Annotated in this window: 19 protein-coding genes; 12 read left to right on the top strand and 7 right to left on the bottom strand. The window is 72.9% G+C overall.

Going from position 1 to position 21,005, the window contains the following annotated elements:
* Positions 1-64 precede the first annotated feature (64 nt).
* Positions 65-442: a hypothetical protein gene (locus tag ER308_RS01115; protein ID WP_131153305.1), complete on the bottom strand. Its 378-nt coding sequence runs from the start codon at positions 440-442 to the stop codon at positions 65-67.
* 234 nt (positions 443-676) lie between these two features.
* Between ER308_RS01115 and ER308_RS01120 the strand changes: the two genes are divergently transcribed.
* On the top strand, positions 677-1,345 hold the full coding sequence (locus ER308_RS01120) for a DUF1684 domain-containing protein (RefSeq protein ID WP_131153306.1): 669 nt from the start codon (positions 677-679) through the stop codon (positions 1,343-1,345).
* On the opposite strand, the gene ER308_RS01125 is transcribed toward ER308_RS01120, so the two are convergent.
* Genes ER308_RS01125 through ER308_RS01135 form a run of 3 tightly spaced genes read right to left on the bottom strand, consistent with a single transcriptional unit; the run spans position 1,329 to position 3,791 of the window.
* Positions 1,329-2,783 carry an aromatic amino acid lyase gene (locus ER308_RS01125; protein ID WP_131153307.1) on the bottom strand — a complete coding sequence of 485 codons (1,455 nt, stop codon included), beginning with the start codon at positions 2,781-2,783 and terminating at the stop codon, positions 1,329-1,331. The two genes, ER308_RS01120 and ER308_RS01125, sit on opposite strands and share 17 nt — an antisense overlap.
* Positions 2,776-3,198 (bottom strand): rhodanese-like domain-containing protein, encoded by a 423-nt coding sequence (locus ER308_RS01130; RefSeq protein WP_131153308.1) that lies wholly within the window; start codon positions 3,196-3,198, stop codon positions 2,776-2,778. The genes ER308_RS01125 and ER308_RS01130 overlap by 8 nt, the downstream gene beginning before the upstream one ends.
* The gene (locus ER308_RS01135; RefSeq protein WP_165491709.1) at positions 3,195-3,791 is read right to left on the bottom strand and encodes a cysteine dioxygenase; all 597 of its coding nucleotides are present in this window, start codon (positions 3,789-3,791) and stop codon (positions 3,195-3,197) included. Before ER308_RS01135 ends, ER308_RS01130 begins: the two co-directional genes overlap by 4 nt.
* Positions 3,792-4,059: 268 nt before the next feature.
* Here ER308_RS01135 and ER308_RS01140 point away from each other — a divergent pair, with 268 nt between their 5' ends.
* A complete protein-coding gene (locus ER308_RS01140) occupies positions 4,060-4,425 on the top strand; it encodes a Na-translocating system protein MpsC family protein (protein WP_131153310.1) in 366 nt (121 codons plus the stop codon).
* Between the two features lie 76 nt (positions 4,426-4,501).
* Here ER308_RS01140 and ER308_RS01145 read toward each other — a convergent pair whose 3' ends face one another.
* Together ER308_RS01145 and ER308_RS01150 are read right to left on the bottom strand one after the other, a co-directional pair.
* The gene (locus ER308_RS01145; RefSeq protein ID WP_165491710.1) at positions 4,502-5,980 is read right to left on the bottom strand and encodes an aromatic amino acid lyase; all 1,479 of its coding nucleotides are present in this window, start codon (positions 5,978-5,980) and stop codon (positions 4,502-4,504) included.
* 17 nt (positions 5,981-5,997) lie between these two features.
* Complete coding sequence (locus ER308_RS01150) at positions 5,998-7,035, bottom strand: YeiH family protein (RefSeq protein ID WP_165491711.1); 1,038 nt, start codon at positions 7,033-7,035, stop codon at positions 5,998-6,000.
* A 231-nt stretch (positions 7,036-7,266) separates the two neighbouring features.
* Between ER308_RS01150 and hutU the strand changes: the two genes are divergently transcribed.
* The 10 genes from hutU (at position 7,267) to ER308_RS01205 (ending at position 19,938) form a co-directional block, all read left to right on the top strand.
* On the top strand, positions 7,267-8,937 hold the full coding sequence (gene hutU / locus ER308_RS01155) for a urocanate hydratase (RefSeq protein ID WP_131153313.1): 1,671 nt from the start codon (positions 7,267-7,269) through the stop codon (positions 8,935-8,937).
* Complete coding sequence (locus ER308_RS01160) at positions 8,934-10,190, top strand: allantoate amidohydrolase (protein WP_131153314.1); 1,257 nt, start codon at positions 8,934-8,936, stop codon at positions 10,188-10,190. Before hutU ends, ER308_RS01160 begins: the two co-directional genes overlap by 4 nt.
* Complete coding sequence (locus ER308_RS01165) at positions 10,187-11,548, top strand: formimidoylglutamate deiminase (protein ID WP_131153315.1); 1,362 nt, start codon at positions 10,187-10,189, stop codon at positions 11,546-11,548. Before ER308_RS01160 ends, ER308_RS01165 begins: the two co-directional genes overlap by 4 nt.
* A complete protein-coding gene (gene hutI, locus ER308_RS01170) occupies positions 11,545-12,858 on the top strand; it encodes an imidazolonepropionase (protein WP_131153316.1) in 1,314 nt (437 codons plus the stop codon). Before ER308_RS01165 ends, hutI begins: the two co-directional genes overlap by 4 nt.
* A 101-nt stretch (positions 12,859-12,959) precedes the next feature.
* The gene (locus ER308_RS01175) at positions 12,960-14,042 is read left to right on the top strand and encodes an ABC transporter ATP-binding protein (protein ID WP_131153317.1); all 1,083 of its coding nucleotides are present in this window, start codon (positions 12,960-12,962) and stop codon (positions 14,040-14,042) included.
* Entirely contained in the window at positions 14,039-14,719 is a 681-nt protein-coding gene (locus tag ER308_RS01180; protein ID WP_205745818.1) for an ABC transporter permease, read from the top strand. Before ER308_RS01175 ends, ER308_RS01180 begins: the two co-directional genes overlap by 4 nt.
* Positions 14,719-15,432 carry an ABC transporter permease gene (locus tag ER308_RS01185; protein ID WP_131153318.1) on the top strand — a complete coding sequence of 238 codons (714 nt, stop codon included), beginning with the start codon at positions 14,719-14,721 and terminating at the stop codon, positions 15,430-15,432. The genes ER308_RS01180 and ER308_RS01185 overlap by 1 nt, the downstream gene beginning before the upstream one ends.
* A gap of 74 nt (positions 15,433-15,506) precedes the next feature.
* Positions 15,507-16,526, top strand: a complete 1,020-nt coding sequence (locus ER308_RS01190; protein WP_131153319.1) for an ABC transporter substrate-binding protein — start codon at positions 15,507-15,509, stop codon at positions 16,524-16,526.
* An 86-nt stretch (positions 16,527-16,612) separates the two neighbouring features.
* Positions 16,613-17,821 (top strand): TAXI family TRAP transporter solute-binding subunit, encoded by a 1,209-nt coding sequence (locus tag ER308_RS21235; protein WP_165491712.1) that lies wholly within the window; start codon positions 16,613-16,615, stop codon positions 17,819-17,821.
* A gap of 86 nt (positions 17,822-17,907) precedes the next feature.
* Positions 17,908-19,938 carry a TRAP transporter permease gene (locus ER308_RS01205; protein WP_131153320.1) on the top strand — a complete coding sequence of 677 codons (2,031 nt, stop codon included), beginning with the start codon at positions 17,908-17,910 and terminating at the stop codon, positions 19,936-19,938.
* Between the two features lie 84 nt (positions 19,939-20,022).
* On the opposite strand, the gene ER308_RS01210 is transcribed toward ER308_RS01205, so the two are convergent.
* Positions 20,023-20,994, bottom strand: coding sequence for an SWIM zinc finger family protein (locus tag ER308_RS01210; RefSeq protein ID WP_131153321.1), 972 nt, complete (start codon positions 20,992-20,994; stop codon positions 20,023-20,025).
* Positions 20,995-21,005: the final 11 nt, after the last annotated feature.

Below are 21,005 nucleotides of genomic sequence, written 5' to 3' on the forward strand. Positions count from 1 at the left end.
ACGGCGGACGGGGAGGTGCCGCCCCCACCGCCCGGGGGTCGCCGCGGCGAGCGCGTGGATGACGCTAGCGCGGTCCCTCCGGCGTCACCGCGACCGGAAGGATGCGGCGCCGACCGTGCAAGCAGGCGACCACACCGAGCACCCCGACCAGCGCCATCACGTAGGGGTAGCTCGGCGGCGGCGTGTGGGTCGCCCACGTCAGCTCGCCGACCAGGGAGAGCATCCAGTACCCGACCCACACGAACCACAGCAGCGACAACCAGATCGCACGCCGTCGCCAGCGCCGGGCGAACTCGATCGCCACGCGACGCTCGAAGGGCTGTTCGGGCAGCCTGCCGAACCAGACGTCTCGCATGATCTGGTGCCGCTCAGCCGGTCCGAGCAGCTGATCCCAGACCTGCTCCCACTCCCGGTCGTCCCAAGACGGCTTGCGGTTGGCCATCGCTCGCAACGTTCGACGGTCGGGACCCGTCGGCGCGCCGGCACCGTGCGGGTCGATCGATCACCCGATGATAGCCCGACACGGGCGGCACGCTCCCGTGGTCGGTGCCACGGAACGCGCCGGTTGGCCCGCGGGAAACGGGGAAGGCTCGCGGGCCATGATCGACCCTGGCCCACCCAACCATGATCGACCCCTGGCCCACCCAACCATGATCGACCCCTGGCCCACCCAACCATGATCGACCCCTGGCCCACCCAACCAGGGGCCCTCGCGCTCGCCGACTGGCGGCGGCGCGTGCACGGGCTCTACGCCGACGTCCGCGCCCGGTGGCCCCGCGACCCCGCGACTGCCCACCAGGAATGGCGCGAGCGGCGGGCCGAACTCTTCGCGACCCATCCCGAGTCACCGCTGCCGACGGCGCCCTTCGACCCCACCGCCGGCCCGCCCGTGCCCTACTTCGCCTACGACCCTTCGTTCGCGTTCACCGCGCCCGTGGAGACCGACGTCGACCACGAGCGATTCGAACTGCCGATCAGCACCGGTCCCCCGTTGCTCTTCGAACGCATCGGGCGGGTGGCCCTGCCCGTCGGCTCGCTCGAGGTCTATTGGCTGCACGCCTACGGCGGAGGCCTGTTCGTGCCGTTCCGCGACGCCACCAACGGCGACACGACCTACGGGGGCGGCCGCTACCTGCTCGACACCTGCAAGGGCGCCGACCTCGGGACGACGCCCGACGGCGAACTGGTGCTGGACCTCAACTTCGCCTATCACCCGTCGTGCTGTTACGACGCGGAGTGGTCCTGCCCGCTGGCCCCGCCGAGCAACTGGTTGGACGTGGCGGTGCCGGTCGGTGAATGCCTCGCCCAATCGGTGAATGCCTCGCCGACTAGCCGCCGCTGGTGAGATGGTCGGCCGCAGCGGCGATGTCCCGCGAGAGGTCGCGATCCTCCATTCGCGTGGGCAGCGTCGACGCCGCGGCGTCGTAGGCGCGCTCGCCAGCGGCCGAAGCCGGTCGGTGGCTCGCCAGCCGGAGCGCACGGACCGCCGCGACGAGCTCGACCGCGACGACGGTCGTGTAGTGCTCGAGCGCCCGACTCAGACCGCGTGCGGCCTGCGGTGCCAAGCTCGCGTGGTCCTCCTGGCCGTGCGCGAGCACCGGCGGTGCGAACGTCGCCGGTGCCGCGGCCGCCCGCAGCTCCTCGAGCGCGGCGCTCGCGGTGTACTCGAGGATCATCGCCCCCGAGCTGCCCGGCGCGTCCTCGCCGGCCAGGAACGCCGAGAGGCCGGTCACCCGTTCGTCGCACAGTGCCGCCACCCGTCGCACCGACTGCGCAGCGGCCTGCACCAGCGACGCCCGAACCTGGTCGAGCACGAGCGCGAGGCGCGCGAGGTGGAAGTTGCCGTTGCTCAGTGCCCGCCCGACCTCGACGTCGAGCAGCGGGTTCTCGGCCGCCGCGTTGAGCTCGACCTGCAGCACGCGCCCCAGCTCGTCCGCCGCGTCGCGCGCAGCCCCCTGGACCTGCGGGATGCTCCGCAGGCTCACCGGATCCTGCGAGCGCGCGGGCATTGCCGCCCCCACGAGCTCGGCGAGGCGACGCGCCACCGCGACCTGCCCCGGATGCGGCCGGGCGGCGTGGACCCTCGGGTCAAGGGCAGCGGGGTTCGCACGGGCTGCGGTGAACGTGAGCCCGGCCGTGATCTCCGCGCCGGCGAGCAGTCGCTTCAGCTCGTCGCTGGCGAGCGCGGCCTCCCCCAGCGTGGCGGCCCCCGACGACATCAGCGCGATCGCGTCACCCGGTGCGATGTCGACCGGCTCCGGTGGGTGGGCGTGCCCGAGCCAGCGGCCCTCGCCGGCGAGCGCGAGCCCGAGCTCGGCCAGAGCCGTGAGGTCGCCCGTGCCGATTGAGCCGATCCGGTGCACCGCCGGGGCCACGCCCGCGTTGAGCGCCCGCACGATCGCCTCGTGCAGCGATGAGCTGACCCCGCCGCCGCCTGCACCGAGCTGATTGGCTCGGACGACCATGAGCGCGCGGGCGCGCTCGATGGACGCGACCTCCCCGGCGCCGCCGGCGTGGCTGCGCAGAAGCCGTCGCGAGTGGTCACCCGCGTCCACCGGCTCCACACGTTCCCGGAGGAGCGCCCCCACGCCGGTGTTGCGCCCGTACAGCGACTCGCCCCGTGACACGAGGTCGTCGGCCAGGCGAGCTGCCTGCTCGTTGCGCTCGCGGGCACCCCGGGTGAGGTCGGCCCGCCCCCCTTCGGCCGCGATCCGGGCGACCCGGGCGGGATCGAGCGTCTCCCCGTCGAGCGGCTCGCGGGCGCCGGGTGGGGTCTCACCCATCGGGCTCGCGTCCGCCGGGCACCGTCGGGAGCCCGGCGGCCACCCAGGCCCAGTAGCCGCCCTCCAGATCGGTGGCGCGGTGCAGGCCGAGCTCCCGAAGACTCGCGGCCGCGAGGCTCGAGGTGTAGCCCTCCGAGCACATGACCACGACCTCGACGTCGTGATCGCGCACCCACGGCAGGCGCGCCTCGCACCGGGGATCGAAGCGCCACTCGAGCACGTTGCGCTCGATGACCCAAGCGTCGGCCACCTCTCCCTCCCGCCGCCGCTGGGCCTGCGGTCGGATGTCGACCAGCACCGCCCCGCGCCCCACGGCCTCCGCGGCCTCCTCCGGTCCGAGCCGGCGCAGGCGTGCCCGTGCGTCGGCGAGCATCCGAGCGATGCCGACGGGCTCCCGGGTCTCGGTCGCGCTCATCGCGTGTCCCGCTGACCCGATGTCGCCGTGGCGAGCGCCGGATCGGCCGTGGGCGGCTCGATCCGCCACTCGGAGACCGGTCCGAGCGTGCCGTCGACGTCGTCGTAGAACCGCATGACCGACAGCGGCGGGGAGTAGGCGTGGATGCTCGTCGCCGGACCCTGCTCTCGGTTGCCGAGGTTGTGCAGGTACTCCGGCCCGAACGTCGCGACGTCGCCGGGACCCAGCGTGCGGGCGAGCAACCGGTCTCCCGTCGGGACCCGTCCGGCGCGTCGCGTGTGGTCCTCGTGCAGCCGCCCCTCGGCGACGCAGAACACGCCGGCGGTCTCGCCGTGGTCGTGGATCGTCGTCTCCTGGCCGGGTGCCCAACCGAGCACGTAGACCTCCAGCTCGGGGCGCCAGAGCAAGCGCGCGAACCAACGGCCCGAGGGGTCGTGTCGCACGTAGGGGCGCCAGACTCGGGGATCGGCGGCGAGTTCCCGCGCGAGCCGGCCGAGGGAGTCGCGGTCGAGGGGGCCTTCGGGCAGCTCCTGAACCGCCGGATGGTCGATGAGGTAGGGGTCGCGGATCTCGATGTGCGTGATTGTCGACACGGTCAGTCCTCCACCGACGCGGGGAGGTCCGAGCGAGCGAGCGACCAGCACCACCGGACCGGCGACGGTCGAGGCGCGCCGGCCGTACACCCGGACACGGCCTCCCCTAGCCTCGCCCGCCACCTGTGCGCCAACGCGCGTGCGCTGCCTCACCGGTGACGAGCCTGTGTCCGTCCGGTCCCGCCCGGCCGCTGCCGACCGGGCGAGCCCGATACGCTGATGGTATCGGCGCGAGCTCGCTCGCGTGCAAGCGAGAGGACACTCCCGGATGGCCATCAGCAAGGACCAGCGGGCCGCCATCGGCGAGGCGGTCACGCGTCTCGAACGGGACTTCTACGGGCGCGGGCCCAGCTCGGTGCGCGTGTCGACGAGCGAGGGCGACCCGGAGATCGTGACGGTGCTGAGCCTCGACACCCTGACGGTCGCCGACCGCACGCTGGTGGATCGCGGGGAGATGAGCTCGGTGCTCGCCCACCACGACGCGCTGCACCTCGCGACCAAGGACGACTTCTGCAGCGAGGTGGCCGCGATCGTCGGTGATGAGCCGGATGCGTACTTCGCGAGGGTCGACCCGCTCACCGGCTACGCAGCGCGCGTGTTCGTCTTCGACAGCCAACTCCGCGAGGCGGACTAGCCGGAGACCGGCGCGTCCGGGCGGGGTTCTGATCACTCACGCACACACTCCCGCCCAGAGGGGGGCACCGGCGAGGTCATGCGGACGGCGGAGGTGGCAGACCGTCGGCATCGAGCAGGGCCACGAGCCGGTCGATCTCGGGGCCGAGCGGACGATCCTCCTCCACCGGAGGCACCGCTCCGGCGACCACGCCGGCGAGCGCACCCAGTACGCCGTGCTCCGGCGCGCGCCCGCGCAGCCACCAGGCCTGCCGGACGCAGAGGAGCTCGCAAGCGGTGATCTCCGTGGCGAGCTCCTCGACGCGGCGCAGCCGCGCGGCGGCCTCGAACGTGAACGTCTGGACGTCCTCCTGGCCGAGCGAGGTGTCGGCGGCCCCGAGCGACACGGGCGCAGCCAGCCGCCGCAGCTCGTTCAGCGCCCCGACCGCGCGCTTGTGCACGACGACGAGCCCGCAGCCGCCGGCCTCACGGGTGAGCTGCGCGGGAAGGCCGGTCACGCGCTCGTCGAGCAGTCGATGCGTCCGCTGCACCGCGAGCTCCCCCACCTGCGCGAGCGCGAGCGCGAGGTGATCGAGTCCGCTCGCGAGGTCGATCGCATGGAACGCGCCCGAGGTCACGAAGCGGCCGTCGACGAAGGCGGGCGAATCGGTGACCGCCCCGAGACGACGATCGGTGTCCTCGCCGAGGCGCACGACCGTGCGCCGCAGCTGGGTGAGGACCTGCGGCACGACCCGGAACGACACCGGAGCCTGGTGACCGGCGTCGGCGACACCGTCGCCGAGCAACCCGGACAGCTCGGTGAGGACACCGGCGAGCACGGGGTCGCGCGCGAGGCCGCCGAGCTCCGAGGAGTACGGGCTACGTGGGGCGTCGATGCCCTCGCACGCGGCGGCGGCCACGACGGTCTGCTGGGCCGAGAGCCGCTCCGCCACCCGCAGCCGCGCCGAGCTCAGCCCGACCGCCGCGGGGGCACCGGCCAGCAGCGCGAGTCCTTCCTTGGGTCCCGGCTCGTAGGGCGCGACGCCGCGACCGGCGAGCGCGGCCTCCGCCTCCTCGGTGCCGCCCCGATCGCCGAGCACGAGGCCCACCCCGACGAACGTCTGGAACAGGTGCGCCAGCGGTTGGATCTCCCCGGCGGCACCCACGGCGCGCTCGGGAACGGCCGGGCAGAAGCCGTCGTTCAACCGGTCGGCGATGTAGCTGCACAGGGCACCGCTGACCCCCGAGTTGCCGTGCAGGAACTCCGCGAGGCGCGCGAGCATGATCGCCCGCACCTCCTCGGGGGGCAGCCACGGCGCCGAGCCGACCGCGCGACCGAGCAGGAGGCGCCGCTGGTGGCTCGCGCGGGCCTCGTCGTCGAGGTCGATCGTGGACAGAAACCCCATGCCGGTCGTCACCCCGTAGACCCGTTCGCCCGCCAGAGCGGTGAGCATCAGTTCCCGGTGCTCGTCGACGCGGGCGAGCAGCGCCGGCTCGATCGACAGCGGCGCGCCCTCGAAGGCGACCCGTTCCAGCGTGGAGCGGTCGAGGTCGTCGGGGTGCCGAACGGTGGGCACGAGGCGCTCCTTGCGGGTCACCACCAGCCGGTGGCCGCCATCGTGGCGAGAGCGAGGACGGCGATCAGCAACCACCCTGCCGCGCCCACGACCAGGGGCCGGGGACCGGCACGCCTGACCGCCCCTAGGTCGGCGCCGAGCCCCACTCCGGCCAGCGCCATCACCATGAGCGTCCGTCCGACCTCCGGCAGGAAGCCGAGCCCGAGCGCGTCGATCACGCCGACGCTCTGCAGCCCGGCCGCCGCCACGAACCAGAGCAGGAAGGCGGGCAGGGTGCGCAGGGCCTGCCCCGCGGTGAGGCCCGCCTGTTCCGCGGCCCGCTGCTGGGCCCACAACCCGAAGGCGATGACCAGTGGGAGGATCAACGTCGTGCGGACGAGCTTGACCACGGTCGCGACGTCGCCGGCCTCCTCGCCGACTGAGTAGCCGGCCGCGACCACCGAGGAGGTGTCGTTGATCGCCGCGCCCGCCCACACCCCGAACGCCGCCTGGTCGAGCCCCATCGCACCCCCCAGCGGGGGGAACACGAGCAGCGCGAGCAGGTTCATGCCGAACACGACCCCGATCGCGACGGCGACGTCGTCGCTGCGCGCGCGGATGGTGGGGGCCAGCACGCCGATCGCGGTGCCCCCGCACACCACGGTGCCGACGGTGAGCAAGGCGCGGGGCTCCCACGAAACCCGCAGCAGCCGGCCGAGCCCCCAGATGCCCGCGATCCCCCCGAGCGCGACAACGGCGAGCACCGCGAGGGCCGAGCCCCCGATCCCCCCGACCTGCTGCAGCCCCAACCCCGTTCCGAGCAGGACGATCGCGATCTGCAGCCCCTGCTTCGCCGCGAAGCCGACCCCCGGACGCAGACGTTCGGACAACCCGAGGATCGAGCGCACCAGCACCCCGGCCACCACCGCTACGACCGCCGCGCCGAACAGGGGCACCCAGCGTTCGACCAGTAACCCGATCCCGGCGAGGCCGGCCACGGTCGCGAGCCCGGGCAGGCGCCCGACCCAGCGCGGGACGACCCCGTCGGCGCCCGACGAGCGGCGCGACTCGATCACGGTGGGTGGGGCCCTCCTGGGCAGCGGGTGCACGAAGGTCACATCACCGGCGGCCGCCGTCGACGCGGCCCCATCCCACCGAGTGTGCGGACGTGACAAGACCGTGGCAGCGGCTTGACGCCCCCCGACCGGGATGGTGCGATGCGCCGCCAATCCTGCGGCATGACGACGTTACGCGTCAATCTCGACGCGGGACGCCCGTGGCCCGCCCCTGTTCGAGGAGTACCGGGCATGCCCGACGACGGCCCCACGGCCCGGCCCGTGACCGCGCCGCGCGGCACCGAGCGCACCTGCCGGAACTGGGCCCAGGAAGCGGCGCTCAGGATGCTGTGCAACAACCTCGACCCCGAGGTGGCCGAGCGTCCCGAGGATCTCGTGGTGTACGGGGGTTCGGGGCGGGCTGCGCGGTCGTGGGAGGCGTTCGACGCGATCGTCGAGACGCTGCGCGACCTCGGCGACGACGAGACCCTGCTCGTGCAGTCGGGTCAGCCGGCCGGGGTGTTCCGGACCCACGAGTGGGCGCCGCGGGTGCTCATCGCGAACGCGAACCTCGTCCCGGACTGGGCGACCCCGGGCGAGTTCGGCCGGCTGGAGGAGGCCGGGCTCACGATGTACGGGCAGATGACCGCGGGCAGCTGGATCTACATCGGCACCCAGGGGATCCTGCAGGGAACCTACGAGACCTTCGCGGCCGTGGCGGCCCAACGCTTCGGCGGCTCGCTGGCCGGCACGATCACGCTGACCGCGGGGCTCGGCGGCATGGGCGGCGCGCAACCGCTGGCCATCACCATGAACGACGGGGTCGCGGTCTGCGTCGAGGTCGACCCCGCCCGGATCGAGCGCCGCCTCGAGCACGGCTATCTCGACGAGGTGGCCGGCGATCTCGATGACGCGGTGCGCCGGGCCACCGCGGCCCGGGACGAGCGCAGGCCCCTGTCGATCGGCGTCCGCGGCAACGCCGCGGAGGTCGTGCCGGACCTCGCCGAGCAGGGCTTTCCCGCCGACGTCGTGACCGACCAGACCTCGGCGCACGACCTGCACGCGTACGTGCCTACCGGGCTCGAGCTGAAGGAGGCCGACGACCTGCGCGCGCGTGACCCCGAGGAGTACCGCCGGCGGGCCCGCGAGTCGATCGTCGAGCACGTCGCCGGGATGGTCGCGTTCCTCGACGCCGGCGCCGAGGTGTTCGACTACGGCAACGGCCTGCGCAGTGAGGCCCAGCTCGGCGGCTATCCGCGCGCCTTCGACTACCCCGGGTTCGTCCCCGCCTACATCCGCCCGCAGTTCTGTGAGGGGCGCGGTCCGTTCCGCTGGGCGGTGTTGTCGGGCGATCCGGCCGACCTGGCTGCCACGGACGAAGCCGCACTCGCCGAGTTCGCCGACGATGATCGGCTCGTGCGCTGGATCCGCGAGGCCCGCGAGAAGGTCGCCTTCCAGGGGCTGCCGGCGCGGATCTGCTGGTTGGGCCTCGGCGAGCGCGACCGGCTCGGTGCCCACTTCAACGAGCTGGTTGCCACCGGTCGGGTCAGCGCACCGATCGTGATCGGCCGCGACCACCTCGACAGCGGGTCGGTCGCCTCGCCGCACCGCGAGACCGAGGCCATGGCCGACGGCAGCGACGCGATCGCCGACTGGCCGGTGTTGAACGCGCTGCTGAACACCGCCAGCGGCGCCTCGTGGGTGAGCTTCCACCACGGCGGGGGTGTGGGGATCGGCCGCTCGCTGCACGCGGGGGTGGTCGCCGTCGCCGACGGCACCGAGCTGGCCGCCGAGAAGCTCGAGCGCGTGCTCACCAACGACCCCGCCTCGGGGGTGATGCGCCACGCGGACGCCGGCTACGAGCGCGCCGCCGAGGTCGCTCGGACACGCGGGCAGCGCTTGCCGATGCGGGAGCGTCCGTGAACGTCGAACGCGACCCGCACGCGGCGTTCGCCGCCCGGTTCGACCCGCTCGCGGACATCGGCCGCGACCCTGTGACCGGCGGCTACCACCGCTTCGCCTGGACCGACGCGGACGCGGCCGCGGCGGGGTGGTTCGATCGACAAGCGGACGACCTGGGACTCGAGGTCGAGATCGACCGCAACGGCAACCGGTGGGCGTGGTGGTGGCCCGACGACCGGCGGCTGAATGACCTCGCGCCCGGCGCGGCCGTGGTCACCGGCAGCCACCTGGACACCGTGCCCGACGGCGGCGCGTTCGACGGCGCGCTCGGCGTCGTGAGCGGGTTCAGTGCCGTGGAGGCGCTGCGGGCGGACGGGTTCACGCCGTCGCGGCCGCTGGCGGTCGGCGCGTTCGCCGACGAGGAGGGCGCCCGGTACGACACACCCTGCTTCGGCAGCGGGCTCGCCGCCGGGACGCTCGCCCCCGACTCGGTGCTCGAGCGCCGCGACCGTGACGGGATCCGCCTCGCCGACGCCCTCGCGGCCGCCGGTGTGGACCCGGACGCCATCGGCCCCGATCCCGACCGGCTCCGCCGCGTCGGAGCGTTCGTGGAGCTGCACGTCGAACAGGGCCGTGGCTTGGTGTTCGCCGATCAGCCGGTCGGGATCGGCACCGGAATCCGCCCGCACGGGCGCTGGGCCTTCACGCTCTCGGGCGAGACCAACCACGCGGGCACCACCCGCATGGCCGACCGCCGCGACCCGATGGGAACACTCGCGGCGCTGATCGGCGCGGCCGGTCGGGAGGCGCTCGCGCGCGACGCGGTCGCCACCGTGGGGCGGGTCGAGGTCCACCCGGGGGGCACCAACGCCGTCCCGGGGCGGGTGCGCGCCTGGCTCGACGCACGCGCGCAGGACGACGCCACCGTCGAAGCACTGCTCGAGGCGGTCACCGCGACCACCTCGGCCTCCGCCGAGGCCACCGGGGTCTCCTGCGAACGTCGGCGAGAGGCCTACGCCCCTGGCGTCGTGTTCGATCCCGCGCTGCGCTCGCGCCTGGACGGCATCCTGCGGGCCGCGGAGTGGGGCCCGGTGTCGCTGTCGACCGCGGCGGGGCACGACGCCGGGGCGCTCGCCGCGGCGATCCCGACGGGGATGCTCTACATCCGCAACCGCGAGGGCATCAGCCACAGCCCGGGCGAGCACGCCGACGCCGACGACTGCGTCGAGGGGGTGCGGGCGCTGGCGGCGGTCCTCCGGGAGCTGGCGGCATGAGCCCGGATGCCGCGTCCGCCGGGACGCGCCGGGTCCATCACGCCGAACTGGCGTGGGTCGACGGCGCCGCTCGATCCGATGTCACGATCCTCGCCGAGGGGGAGCGGATCGTGGACGTCCGCGCCGGGACCTCCCCGCCGGCCGAGGCGACGCGGCTCGACGGATTCGTGGTGCCGGGGCTGGCGAACGTGCACTCACACGCCTTCCACCGGGCGTTGCGCGCGCGCACCCATCAGGGAGCCGGTGACTTCTGGGGGTGGCGTGAACGGATGTACGCGATCGCCGGGGTCCTCGACCCCGACCGGTACCACCGACTGGCGACCGCGGTGTTCGCGGAGATGGCGCTCGCCGGGGTCACGGCCGTCGGCGAGTTCCACTACCTGCACCACGCACCCGACGGCGCGAGCTACGCCGACCCCAACGCGATGGGCCGCGCCCTGGCCGAGGCCGCACGGGCGGCCGGGATCCGCCTCACCCTGCTCGACACCTGCTACCTGCGCGGGGGCTTCGACCGCCGCGAGCTGACCGGGCCGCAGCGGCGCTTCGGCGACGGTGACGTGCACCGTTGGGCGGCGCGCGCGAGCGACCTGTCCGACGGCCCGCGGCTACGGCGGGGAGCGGCGATCCACAGCGTCCGCGCGGTGCCGGCCGACGCGATGCCCACCGTCGTCGCCTGGGCCGACGCCCGCGAGGCGCCGCTGCACGTCCACGTCTCCGAGCAGCCGGCCGAAAACGCCGCGTGCCGCGAGGCCACGGGCCGCACGCCCACCGGCGTGCTGGCCGAACACGGCGTCCTCGGTCCGCGATTGACGGCGGTCCACGCGACCCACCTCGACGACGCCGACATCGCGGCGCTCGGTGGCGCCACCAACGGCGTGTGCCTGTGCCCGACGACCGAGCGCGAGCTCGCCGACGGCGTCGGTCCCGCACGGGCGATCGCCGACGCGGGCAGCCCCCTGTGCGTCGGCAGCGACAGCCACGCGGTGATCGACCTGTTCGAAGAGGCCCGAGCCATCGAACTAAACGAGCGCCTGGTGACCGGCGAGCGTGGCCACCACTCCCCCGAGCGGCTGCTCGCCGCGGCGACCACGGACGGGCACCGCCAACTCGGCTGGGACGTCGCGCTGCGACCCGGCGCGCTGGCCGACTTCGTCGCGATCGACCTCGCGAGCCCGCGCACCGCCGGCGCGACCGCCGCCACCGCCGGGGCGCACGCGATCTTCGCGGCCACCGCGAGCGACGTGACCGACGTGATCGTCGGCGGCGAACCCGTCGTCCGCGACCGCGTGCACCAGCGCATCGACGTGCCCGACGCGCTGGCCCGCGCGCTCGCCGAGGTCGAGGAGGCCATCGCATGAGCTCGGCGGCCGCCGGGACACCGCTCGCCCATCCCGTCGAGCTGCTCGTGGTGAACGCCGGGCGGCTCGTCACGGCGCGCACCGCACCGGGGGGAGCGCGCGGGCACGCCCTCGACGACCTCGAGACCATCCCCGGCGGGGCGGTCGCGGTCGCCGACGGTCGCGTCGCCGACGTGGGCCCGACCGAGACTCTGCGGCCGCGGTACCGCGAGGCCGCGATCGTCGACGCGGAGGGGCGGTTGGTGACCCCCGGCTTCGTCGACAGCCACGTCCACCTCGCCCACGGGGGGTCCCGTCACGAGGAGTACGATCGCAGGATCCGGGGCGTGCCCCCACCGGAGGGCGCAGCCACCGGCATCCCCGCGACGATCGCCCACACCGCCGCGACCCCGGACGAGGAGCTGCGCCAGCGCGCACTGGCCGATCTGGACGTGATGCTCGCCCACGGGACGACGACCAGCGAGGCGAAGACCGGCTACGGCGGGGACGCCGATGGCGAACTCCGCCTGCTGCGGCTCTCGGCGGGGCTCACGCACCCGATCACGCTCGTCCCCACGTTCCTCGGGGCCCACGCGCTGCCCCCCGAGCGCGCCGACGACCGCGACGCGTTCGTCGACGCGGTGATCGGCGCATTCCCCGCGGCCCGCGAGCACGCGCGGTTCTTCGACGTGTTCATCGACCCCCTCGGGTTCACGCGCGAGGAGAGCCACCGCCTGCTCACCGCAGCCGTCGCGGCCGGGTTCGACCTCAAGGTCCACGCCGACCAGACCGCCGACGTCGGGGGCACGGCGCTCGCCGTCGAGCACGGCGCCACCTCGGTCGACCACCTCGACCACGCGGACGCCGACGCGATCGCCGCGCTCGTGGCCGCCGACACGGTGGGGGTGCTCCTGCCGGGGGTCGCGCACCACCTCGGGGAGCTCACGCCCGACCCGACCGGCCACGTCACCAAACCCCACCTGCCCGAGCAGGTGCGTCGATTGGTGACCGCCGGCGCCCGGCTCGCCCTGTCGACCGACTACAACCCCGGCACGTCGCCGACCCGCTCGATGCAGACGGTCCTGGAGCTCGCGGTGCGCCTGTTCCGGCTGTCTGCGGCCGCCGCGTGGCACATGGCCACCATCAACGGCGCGCACGCGCTCGGCGTGGCCGACGAACGCGGCAGCCTCGAACCGGGGAAGGCGGCCGACCTCGTCGTCTGGGACGCCGAGCATCCCGCGGCGGTCACCAACCGCTTCGGCACCAACCTCGTCGCCGAGGTACTGAAGGACGGCCGCCGGGTCGTGACGGGAGGTCGCGTGATGCGGTGAGGCTCGCGGGGCATGCTCGACATCGATCGCCACACCACGCACAGGCTGGGGTCCCCTATCATGCGCGCTTCACGCGGAACGTCTGCTGGCGAGGAACGTTCGTGATCACGTTCGACTCGGTGTCGAAGCAGTACGGCAGCACCGTGGCGGTCCGCGATCTCTCGATGGACGTCGCCGAGGGCGAGGTCGCGGTCCTGGTGGGCCCCTCCGGCTGCGGCAAGACCACGACGCTGCGACTCGTCAACCGGATGGTGGAGCCCACGGCGGGGCGGATCCTCATCGACGGGTCCGACGCGATGTCCCAGCCGACCCACGAGCTGCGACGCGGCATCGGCTACGTGATCCAGCAGACGGGGCTGTTCCAGCACCGGACGGTGGCTGGCAACATCGCGACCGTCCCGCAGCTGCTCGGCTGGGACAAGGACCGGATCGCCGCGCGGGTCGACGAGCTCATGGATCTCGTGGGCCTGGAGCGCGAGATGGCCCAGCGCTATCCCCACCAGCTCTCGGGCGGGCAGCGCCAGCGCGTCGGGGTCGCCCGCGCCCTCGCCGCCGACCCGGCGATCATGCTCATGGACGAGCCGTTCGGCGCGGTCGACCCGATCGTCCGCGAGCGCCTGCAGGACGAGTTCCGGCGCCTGCAGGCCGAGGTGCGCAAGACCATCGTGTTCGTCACCCACGACATCGACGAGGCGATCAAGATGGGCGACCGCATCGCCATCTTCAACGTCGGCGGGGTCCTGGAGCAGTACGACACCCCCGAGCGGCTGCTCGCCGAGCCCGCGAACTCGTTCGTCGCGGACTTCCTCGGCGAGGAGCGCGGTCTGAAGCGCCTCGCCCTTCGCACGGTCGGGGACCTGCCGCCCGAGCCGGGCGCCACGGCGAGCCCCGGCACGGGCGTGGACGAGGCCCGGCACGTCGCCGCGACGGCCGGTACGGACTGGGTCGTCATCGTCGACGACGAGCGCCCGCACGGGATCGTCCGTCTCTCGGAGCTCAACGGCGCCGGCACGCTCGGCGCGGCCCCGACCGGTCGCGCACCGACCGTGTCCGCCGCCGACAGCCTCCGTCGCGCCCTCGAGACGATCATGACCAACGAGGCCGGCCTCGCGGTCTGCACCGACGGTGACGGGCGCTACCGCGGCGTGCTGACCGCCGAGCGCCTCCGCCGAGAGCTGCGATGAGCCCCACCCCCGCGGTCGCGATCACCGGCGACCAACCGCTCGTCGACTGGGCATGGATCGAGCGCAACGCGCCGATGGTCGGCGAGCTGTTCGTCGAGCACGTCCAGCTCACCGCCTATCCGGTGACACTCGGCCTCGTGCTCGCGTTCCCCCTGTCGCTCGCCGCCGTGCGCTGGCAGTGGCTGTACCCGCCGCTCATCGGCTTCGCGGGCCTGCTGTTCACGGTCCCGTCCATCGCGCTGTTCGTCCTGATGGTCGGCGTGACCGGTCTGGGGATGACCACCGCCGTGGTCCCCCTCGCGATCTACACCCTGCTCGTCCTCGTGCGCAACACCGTCGAGGGCTTCAACGGCATCGATCGCGACGTCCGGGAAGCGGCCGAGGCGATGGGTTACCGGCGTGCCCGGCAGATCCTCACCGTCGAGCTGCCGCTCGCGCTGCCGGTCATCATCGCGGGCCTGCGCATCACGACCGTCACGACGGTGGGGCTGGCGACGGTGGCCACGCTCGTCGGCTCGGGGGGTCTCGGCGACCTGTTCACCGACGCGGTCATGCGGCGCTTCCCCACTCCCGCGCTGGTCGGCCTGGTGCTCGCGGTGCTGCTCGCGGTCGCCCTGGACCTCGCGCTGCTGGCGGTGCAGTGGCTGCTGACCCCCTGGCGCCGGAGGGCGAGCTGATGCCTGACCTACCGCTCGAGGTGTGGGAGTGGATCGCCGACCCGGACCGGTGGGCAGGGAGCCGCGGCATCCCCAGCCGTGTGCTGGAGCACCTCTGGTACTCGCTGTCCTCGCTCGCGGCCGCGATCGCGATCGCGCTGCCGGTCGGTCTCTGGGTAGGGCACACCGGGCGAGGCGGGACGCTCGCGATCAACCTCGCGAACACGGGTCGCGCCGTGCCCTCGTTCGGCATCATCGTCCTCTTCGCGATACTGATCGGCTTCGGGTTCACCGGCACCTTCATCGCCCTGGTCGCCTTCGCGATCCCGCCGATCCTCACGAACACCTACACCGGGGTGCGCGAGGTCAACTCCGAGGTCCGGGAGTCCGCCGAGGGCATGGGCATGCGCGGGTTCCAGGTCCTCTGGCGGGTGGAGGTGCCCTACGCGCTCCCGCTCATCTTCGCGGGCATCCGCACGTCGGCGGTGCAGGTGATCGCGACCGCCACGCTGGCGAATCTCGTCGGTATCGGTGGGCTCGGTTCCTACGTCTTCGGTGGCCTCGCCCGCCTGAACTTCGCGGAGATGCTCGTCGGCGCCGTGCTGGTGGCCCTGCTCTCGCTGGCCATGGAGGGAGTGCTCGCACTCGTGCAACGAGCGGTCGTGCCCGGCGGCTTGCAGGAGCAGGAGGCTGCGACCCAGCCGGCCCAACAGATACCCAGTCCGGTGGCCTGACGGGTTTCTCGAGCGGGCGCCACGTCGACCGCGAACGTCTACCGTACGATCCAAGGGACACGAAAGGATGCCCGATGTGGTGTAGCAGGACGAACCGTGCCGGTGGGCTGCTGGCCCTGCTCCTCGCCCTCGCGTTGCTCGCTGCGGCCTGCGCCGACGACCCGCTCGAGGAGGACCCCGACGACGATCCGGTCGAGGACGACGAACCCGACGAACCCGAGGACGACGAACCCGACGAACCCGACGAACCCGACGACGGGGACGCCGGCGCCGAGGAGGCCGGACCGGTCACCGTGGGCTCGGCGGACTTCCCCGAGTCGGTGCTGCTCGGCAACATCTACGCGCTCGCGCTCGAGGAGGCGGGGCTCGAGGTCGAGACCGAGTTCAACATCGGCGCGCGCGAGGTGTACTTCCAGGCCATGCAGGACGGCGACATCGACGTGCTGCCCGAGTACGTGGGGTCGCTGCTCAACCACCTGACCGAGGGCGGACTGGAGGCCGAGACGGACGCCGAGGAACTGTACGCCGACCTGGAGGGCGAACTCGCCGAACACGACGTCACCGTCCTCGAGCCGGCCGACGCCCAGAACCAGAACGGGCACGTCGTCACCGCCGAGACCGCCGAGGAGTACGACCTCGAGACGCTGTCGGACCTGGAACCGGTCGCCGGCGAGCTCGTGATGGGCGGTGCGCCGGAGGCCGTCGAGCGCGACGACGGACTGCCCGGCCTCGAGCGCGTCTACGGCATCGAGTTCGCCGAGTTCGTCGAGCTCGACGCCGGCGGGCCACTCACCATCGAGGCGCTCGAGACCGACGAGATCGATGTCGCGCGCCTGTTCACGGCCCAGCCGGTCATCCGCGAGAACGACTGGGTGTTGCTCGAGGACGACCAGGGTCTCGTTCCCAGCGAGAACCTCGTGCCGGTCGTCCGCGACGACGCCGTGAGCGATGATCTCACCGAGGCACTGAACGAGGTCTCGGCCGCGCTCACCCTCGACGAGCTTCTGGACCTGAATCAACGCACCGAGCTCCAGAACGAGGACCCCGACCTCGTCGCCGAGGACTGGTTGACCGAGCAAGGGATCGTCGAGTAGGCACTCCGCGCATCGAACGATTCAGCCCCGTACAATCGCCCCCCGCGCTACGACAGGCGTAAGACCCCGACCGACCCGGAGGCCACATGAGAACGCGCCCCCACATCCTTTCCCTGATCGCCGTGCTGTTCGGCCTCGCGCTGCTGGTCGCGGCCTGTGAGGCCGAACTCGGCGACGAGGACGTCGACGAGGACGACGTCGAGGACGAGCCCGACGAGGACGAGGAGGACGAGGAGGCCGAGGAGGCCGACGAACCCGAGGACGAGGAGGCCGAGGAGGACGAGGAGGACGAGGAGGACGAGGAGGAGCCCGCGCTCGACGAGGGCGAGGGTGAGACCGACCCCGACGCCACCGAGATCGAGTGGGCGACCTCGGACGTGGGGTCCTCCGGGCACACCGCTCTGGTCAACCTCTCCGCGCTGCTGAACCGCGAGTGGGAGGGCTTCCACACGGACGTCCTGCCGACCGGCGGCGCGCTGCAGAGCGTCATCGGCTACGCCACCGGCGACTTCGACGCCTACTACGGGGCCGACATCGGCTTCGCCGAAGCCGCCGAGGACCGGGACCGCTACGAGGGCTTCAGCGACGACGCCGAACGCGACCTGGTGATGTCCTTCTGGGCCTACCCGATGGAGACCGGGCTCGCGATCCACGAGGACAACGCCGACGAGTTCGAGTCGTGGGCGGACCTCACCGGTGAGCCCGTGTTCACCTCGCCGGCCCCGTGGGACGTCCGCGCGAACCTGGAGGCCGCGATGGAGGCCGCCGGCGCGGAGCACGAGTACGTCGAGGTCGACACGGGCGTGGCCGGCAGCTCGCTCGAGGAGGGCGACATCTCCGCGATGCCCGCCTACACCACCTCGGAGACGACCCCGGCGCCCTGGGTGAACGAGGGGCTGCTGCAGACCGACGGACAGGTCCTCAACCCGAGCGACGAGGAGGTCGCCGCGATCGAGGACGCCGGCATGGAGGTCGTCTCGATCGACCCCGACCACTTCGACACCGACATCGGGGTCGACGAGGCCCTGTTCGTGCCGTTCTTCTACGGCTTCCACGTAGGCCCGGACGTCAGCGCCGAGGACGTGTACGAGAAGCTCGATGTCATCGCCGAGCACGCGGACGAACTCGCGGACGCCGACGGGGCGTTCGAGGTGCTCGCCAACGATCCCGCCGACCTCCAGCGGCGCGGCGTCGAGTCCTCGGTCGACGACGTGCTGGTGCACCCGGGCATGGCCGACTGGATGCGCGACCAGGGCGTGTGGAACGACGAGTGGGACGACCGCATCGCGGAGTAATCGACCCGCGCAGCGGTAGTAGCATCCGCGGGGCCGCCGGCGACGGTGGCCCCGCGACGTCCTTGCCGTCGGATCCCAGGTGACCAATGGCGCAGCAGACCGAGCGATCGACCGAGGAGGGCACCGTCCCCGAGGGCGAGGCGCGCTCGGGGAACCGCCAACCCGCGTGGTTGCGGACGGCCGCCACGATCGCCTTCTACGGGGTCGCGCTCTTCTTCACCGCCGCCCTGCTCTACTACTACGCGACGGGTGCCGGGGGACCGACGCAGCTGGCCGTGGGGCTCGTACCCGTCGCGTACGTGCTCGCCGCGCTCGATGACCTGCGCCGCGGCGAGCTCTATCCGCGCCTGCCGCCACTCGTGAGCGCGGCGATCGCGATGGTCTTCATCGCCGTTGCCGCGGCAGCCGGCAGCTATCTCTTCGTGGAGTTCGACGACATCCGCACCGTCCGCGTCGGCCGGTGGAACGAGACCGACATGCTCGCGGGTGCGGCCCTCATCGTGCTGCTGCTCGAGTACAGCCGGCGCAAGTACGTCCCCCTCTTCGTCCTGAACCTCCTGCTCATCGCGTACGTGGTCTACGGCGGCTTCATCCCGGGCCTGTTCGGCCACTCCGGGATGTCGTGGGACCGCGTCGTCACGTCGATGAGCCTCGAGACCAGCACCGGCGTCTTCGAGCAGCTCCCCCAGCTCGGCCTCACGCTGATCGGGTCGTTCATCCTCGTGCTCGCGATCCTGCGCGGCTTCGGCGCGATCGACTCGATCCTCAAGGGTGCGCAGCGCCTGGCGTCACGTTCGCCGAGCCTGCTGCCGCAGGCCGCGGTGATCGGCTCGTTCGGTGTCGCCGCGGTGAGCGGCAGCGGGGCCGCCAACGCGGCGACGACCGGCTCGGTCACGATCCCCGCGCTGATCCGCTCGGGGATTCCCCGGGTGCGAGCGGCCGCGATCGAGACCGCCACGTCGCTCGGGGGGCAGCTCATGCCGCCCCTGATGGGGATCGCGGCGTTCCTGATGGCCGACTTCATGGGGGTCAGCTACTTCGACATCGTGGCACGCGGGTTCGCGCCCGCGATCATCTACTTCCTCGGCGTGAGCCTCGCCGTGTACCTCCTGGCCGCGCGGTTCAACGCGGCCGGCTACGTCCCCGACGTCGAGCGCCTCGGCCTCACCGACAAGGCGAACCTGCTCGCCTACGCGGCGGCCATCGCGGGCCTGATCTGGTTCATGGGGGTGCAGCGGGCACCGGCGATGCAGTCGGCGCAGCGGGTGTTCTTCGCCCTCCTCGTGGTGCTCTCGGTCATGCTCGTCATCCGCCTGTTGCGGTCACGGGAGTTGCGACAGCCCCGCCACCTCCTCGCTCCCTACCAGGGCTTCGTCGAGACATTCGCGCGCATGACGTCCGAGCTCACGTTGCTGCTCGCGACGCTGGGGCTCGTCACCGCCTCGTTCACGATCACGGGTGTGCCGACGGCAGTCGGTCAGGTCCTCGTGGAGGTCGCGAGCATCAACCTCGTGCTCGTCGTCCTCGTCGCCTTCGTGTTCGGCTACGTCGTCGGAATGGGGCTGCCCCCCGCGCCCACCTACATCATCGTCGCGGTCGTCATCGCGCCGTTCATGATCTCCGCCGGCCTCGACCCGTGGCAGGTGCACTTCTACGCGTTCCTGATCGCGGCGTTCGGCGAGCTGTCCCCGCCCACCTCGGTGACGGCGGCGGTCACCTCGAAAATCGCCGACGCGTCGTTCACGAGGACGATGATCCGCGCGATCGAGATGTGCCTGCCGCTGCTGATCCTCATGGTCGCGCTGTTCACCTGGCCGGAGGTCGTCCAGGAGCCCGGCGTGCCGCAGCTGCTGCCCGGGGCGATGGTCCTCGTCGCGACGCTCGGGATCATCACGAGCCTGCACGCGGTCTTCAGCGGCTCGACGACGCGCAACCGCACGATCCGCCTGGTGCTCGGGATCCTGTCCGTCAGCCTGCTCGCGCACCCGATCCTGCCGATCGCCCTGCCGCTCGCGCTCCTGGTGGCGGCCGCCATCTTCCTGGCCTTGCGGACCACGCGTGCGCGCGCGGCGGCCGAGCTGGCCCAGGCACGAGAGCAAGCCGCCAGCGGGACCTGACGCCCCTCACCCACGAGCACCGCCGGGCACGCGTTCCGACCGCTGCCTGACGACCAGGGGTCGGCCCCGTCGTGACGTGGGGTGTCAGACCCAGTAGCGCGTCCCGCGCGCGTGGCCGGAGCGCCGCACCGCTCCTGCCTCGAGGAGCGGGCGGACACGCTCACGCACGTCCGCGACGGTCGCTCCGAGTGCCTCGGCGAGCTCCGCGCTCGTCGCGGGCGCGAGGTCCCGGACCGCGTCGACCAGCTCCGGGTCGAGGTCCTCGCCGACCTCCCCCTCCCCGGTCGCAAGTCCCCACGCCTGCTCGGCGGCGCCCTCGACCAGCGCCTCGAGCACCTCGGCGTCCGCACCCGGGGGCGCCCCGAGGCGACGGACCGCCGCGCCGGGATCCTCCGGCGGACGTGGCTGCACCGTGATCGCGGCGAGGTCGCCGCGCGCGTCGAACAGCGAACCCGCCGACAACGCCTCAAGCGCCACGATGGGCTCGTCGGGCTCGGTCTCAGCACTCGCCACCGCGCCACCCGCGCGAGCCGCGCGCAGCTCGGCGAGCAGGGTGTCTCGATCCCGCCCACGCAGCTCGGGCAGCAGGAAGGGGTCGGCGTCGAAGGTCTGGGCCAGCGTGTAGTGCACCGCGGCAACGTGCTTGCACGGGTTCACCGCGTCGGGGCAGGAACAACGCGTGTCCAGTTCGCGCGGACCAGGGAAGAGCGACACGCCGCACGCGGCGAGCACCTCATCGACGTCGGAGGGCATCTGCCCGTCGAGCAACGCGGCGACGTGGCGGATCTCACCGGCGAGCGCTGCCACCACCTCCGCCCACTGCGCGTCGGTGAACACCGGCAGGCGCAGCCGTACCCGGTAGGGCGTGGCTCGAGAACCAACGACGCGCGCGGTCACCTCGCCCACGTCCACGGTGAGGCCCTCGACGGTGCCCTTGCGGGCATAGGTGCGCCCCCGCGGGAGCCGATTGGCGTAGGCCGCGCCCAGAGCCTCGAGGGCCCCGATCCAGCGCTGCCCCCACCAGGTGAGGCCGAACGTGGCACGCGGCGGGCTCATCGCCATGGCCT

Source organism: Egibacter rhizosphaerae (genome assembly GCF_004322855.1).
GTDB classification, from domain to species: Bacteria; Actinomycetota; Nitriliruptoria; order Euzebyales; family Egibacteraceae; genus Egibacter; species Egibacter rhizosphaerae.

Coding starts and splice junctions, on each gene's coding strand:
- ER308_RS01115 (WP_131153305.1), bottom strand. CDS start 442: ATGGCCAACCGCAAGCCGTCTTGGGACGACCGGGAGTGGGAGCAGGTC.
- ER308_RS01120 (WP_131153306.1), top strand. CDS start 677: ATGATCGACCCCTGGCCCACCCAACCAGGGGCCCTCGCGCTCGCCGAC.
- ER308_RS01125 (WP_131153307.1), bottom strand. CDS start 2,783: ATGGGTGAGACCCCACCCGGCGCCCGCGAGCCGCTCGACGGGGAGACG.
- ER308_RS01130 (WP_131153308.1), bottom strand. CDS start 3,198: ATGAGCGCGACCGAGACCCGGGAGCCCGTCGGCATCGCTCGGATGCTC.
- ER308_RS01140 (WP_131153310.1), top strand. CDS start 4,060: ATGGCCATCAGCAAGGACCAGCGGGCCGCCATCGGCGAGGCGGTCACG.
- hutU (WP_131153313.1), top strand. CDS start 7,267: ATGCCCGACGACGGCCCCACGGCCCGGCCCGTGACCGCGCCGCGCGGC.
- ER308_RS01165 (WP_131153315.1), top strand. CDS start 10,187: ATGAGCCCGGATGCCGCGTCCGCCGGGACGCGCCGGGTCCATCACGCC.
- hutI (WP_131153316.1), top strand. CDS start 11,545: ATGAGCTCGGCGGCCGCCGGGACACCGCTCGCCCATCCCGTCGAGCTG.
- ER308_RS01180 (WP_205745818.1), top strand. CDS start 14,039: ATGAGCCCCACCCCCGCGGTCGCGATCACCGGCGACCAACCGCTCGTC.
- ER308_RS01185 (WP_131153318.1), top strand. CDS start 14,719: ATGCCTGACCTACCGCTCGAGGTGTGGGAGTGGATCGCCGACCCGGAC.
- ER308_RS01190 (WP_131153319.1), top strand. CDS start 15,507: ATGTGGTGTAGCAGGACGAACCGTGCCGGTGGGCTGCTGGCCCTGCTC.
- ER308_RS21235 (WP_165491712.1), top strand. CDS start 16,613: ATGAGAACGCGCCCCCACATCCTTTCCCTGATCGCCGTGCTGTTCGGC.
- ER308_RS01205 (WP_131153320.1), top strand. CDS start 17,908: ATGGCGCAGCAGACCGAGCGATCGACCGAGGAGGGCACCGTCCCCGAG.
- ER308_RS01210 (WP_131153321.1), bottom strand. CDS start 20,994: ATGAGCCCGCCGCGTGCCACGTTCGGCCTCACCTGGTGGGGGCAGCGC.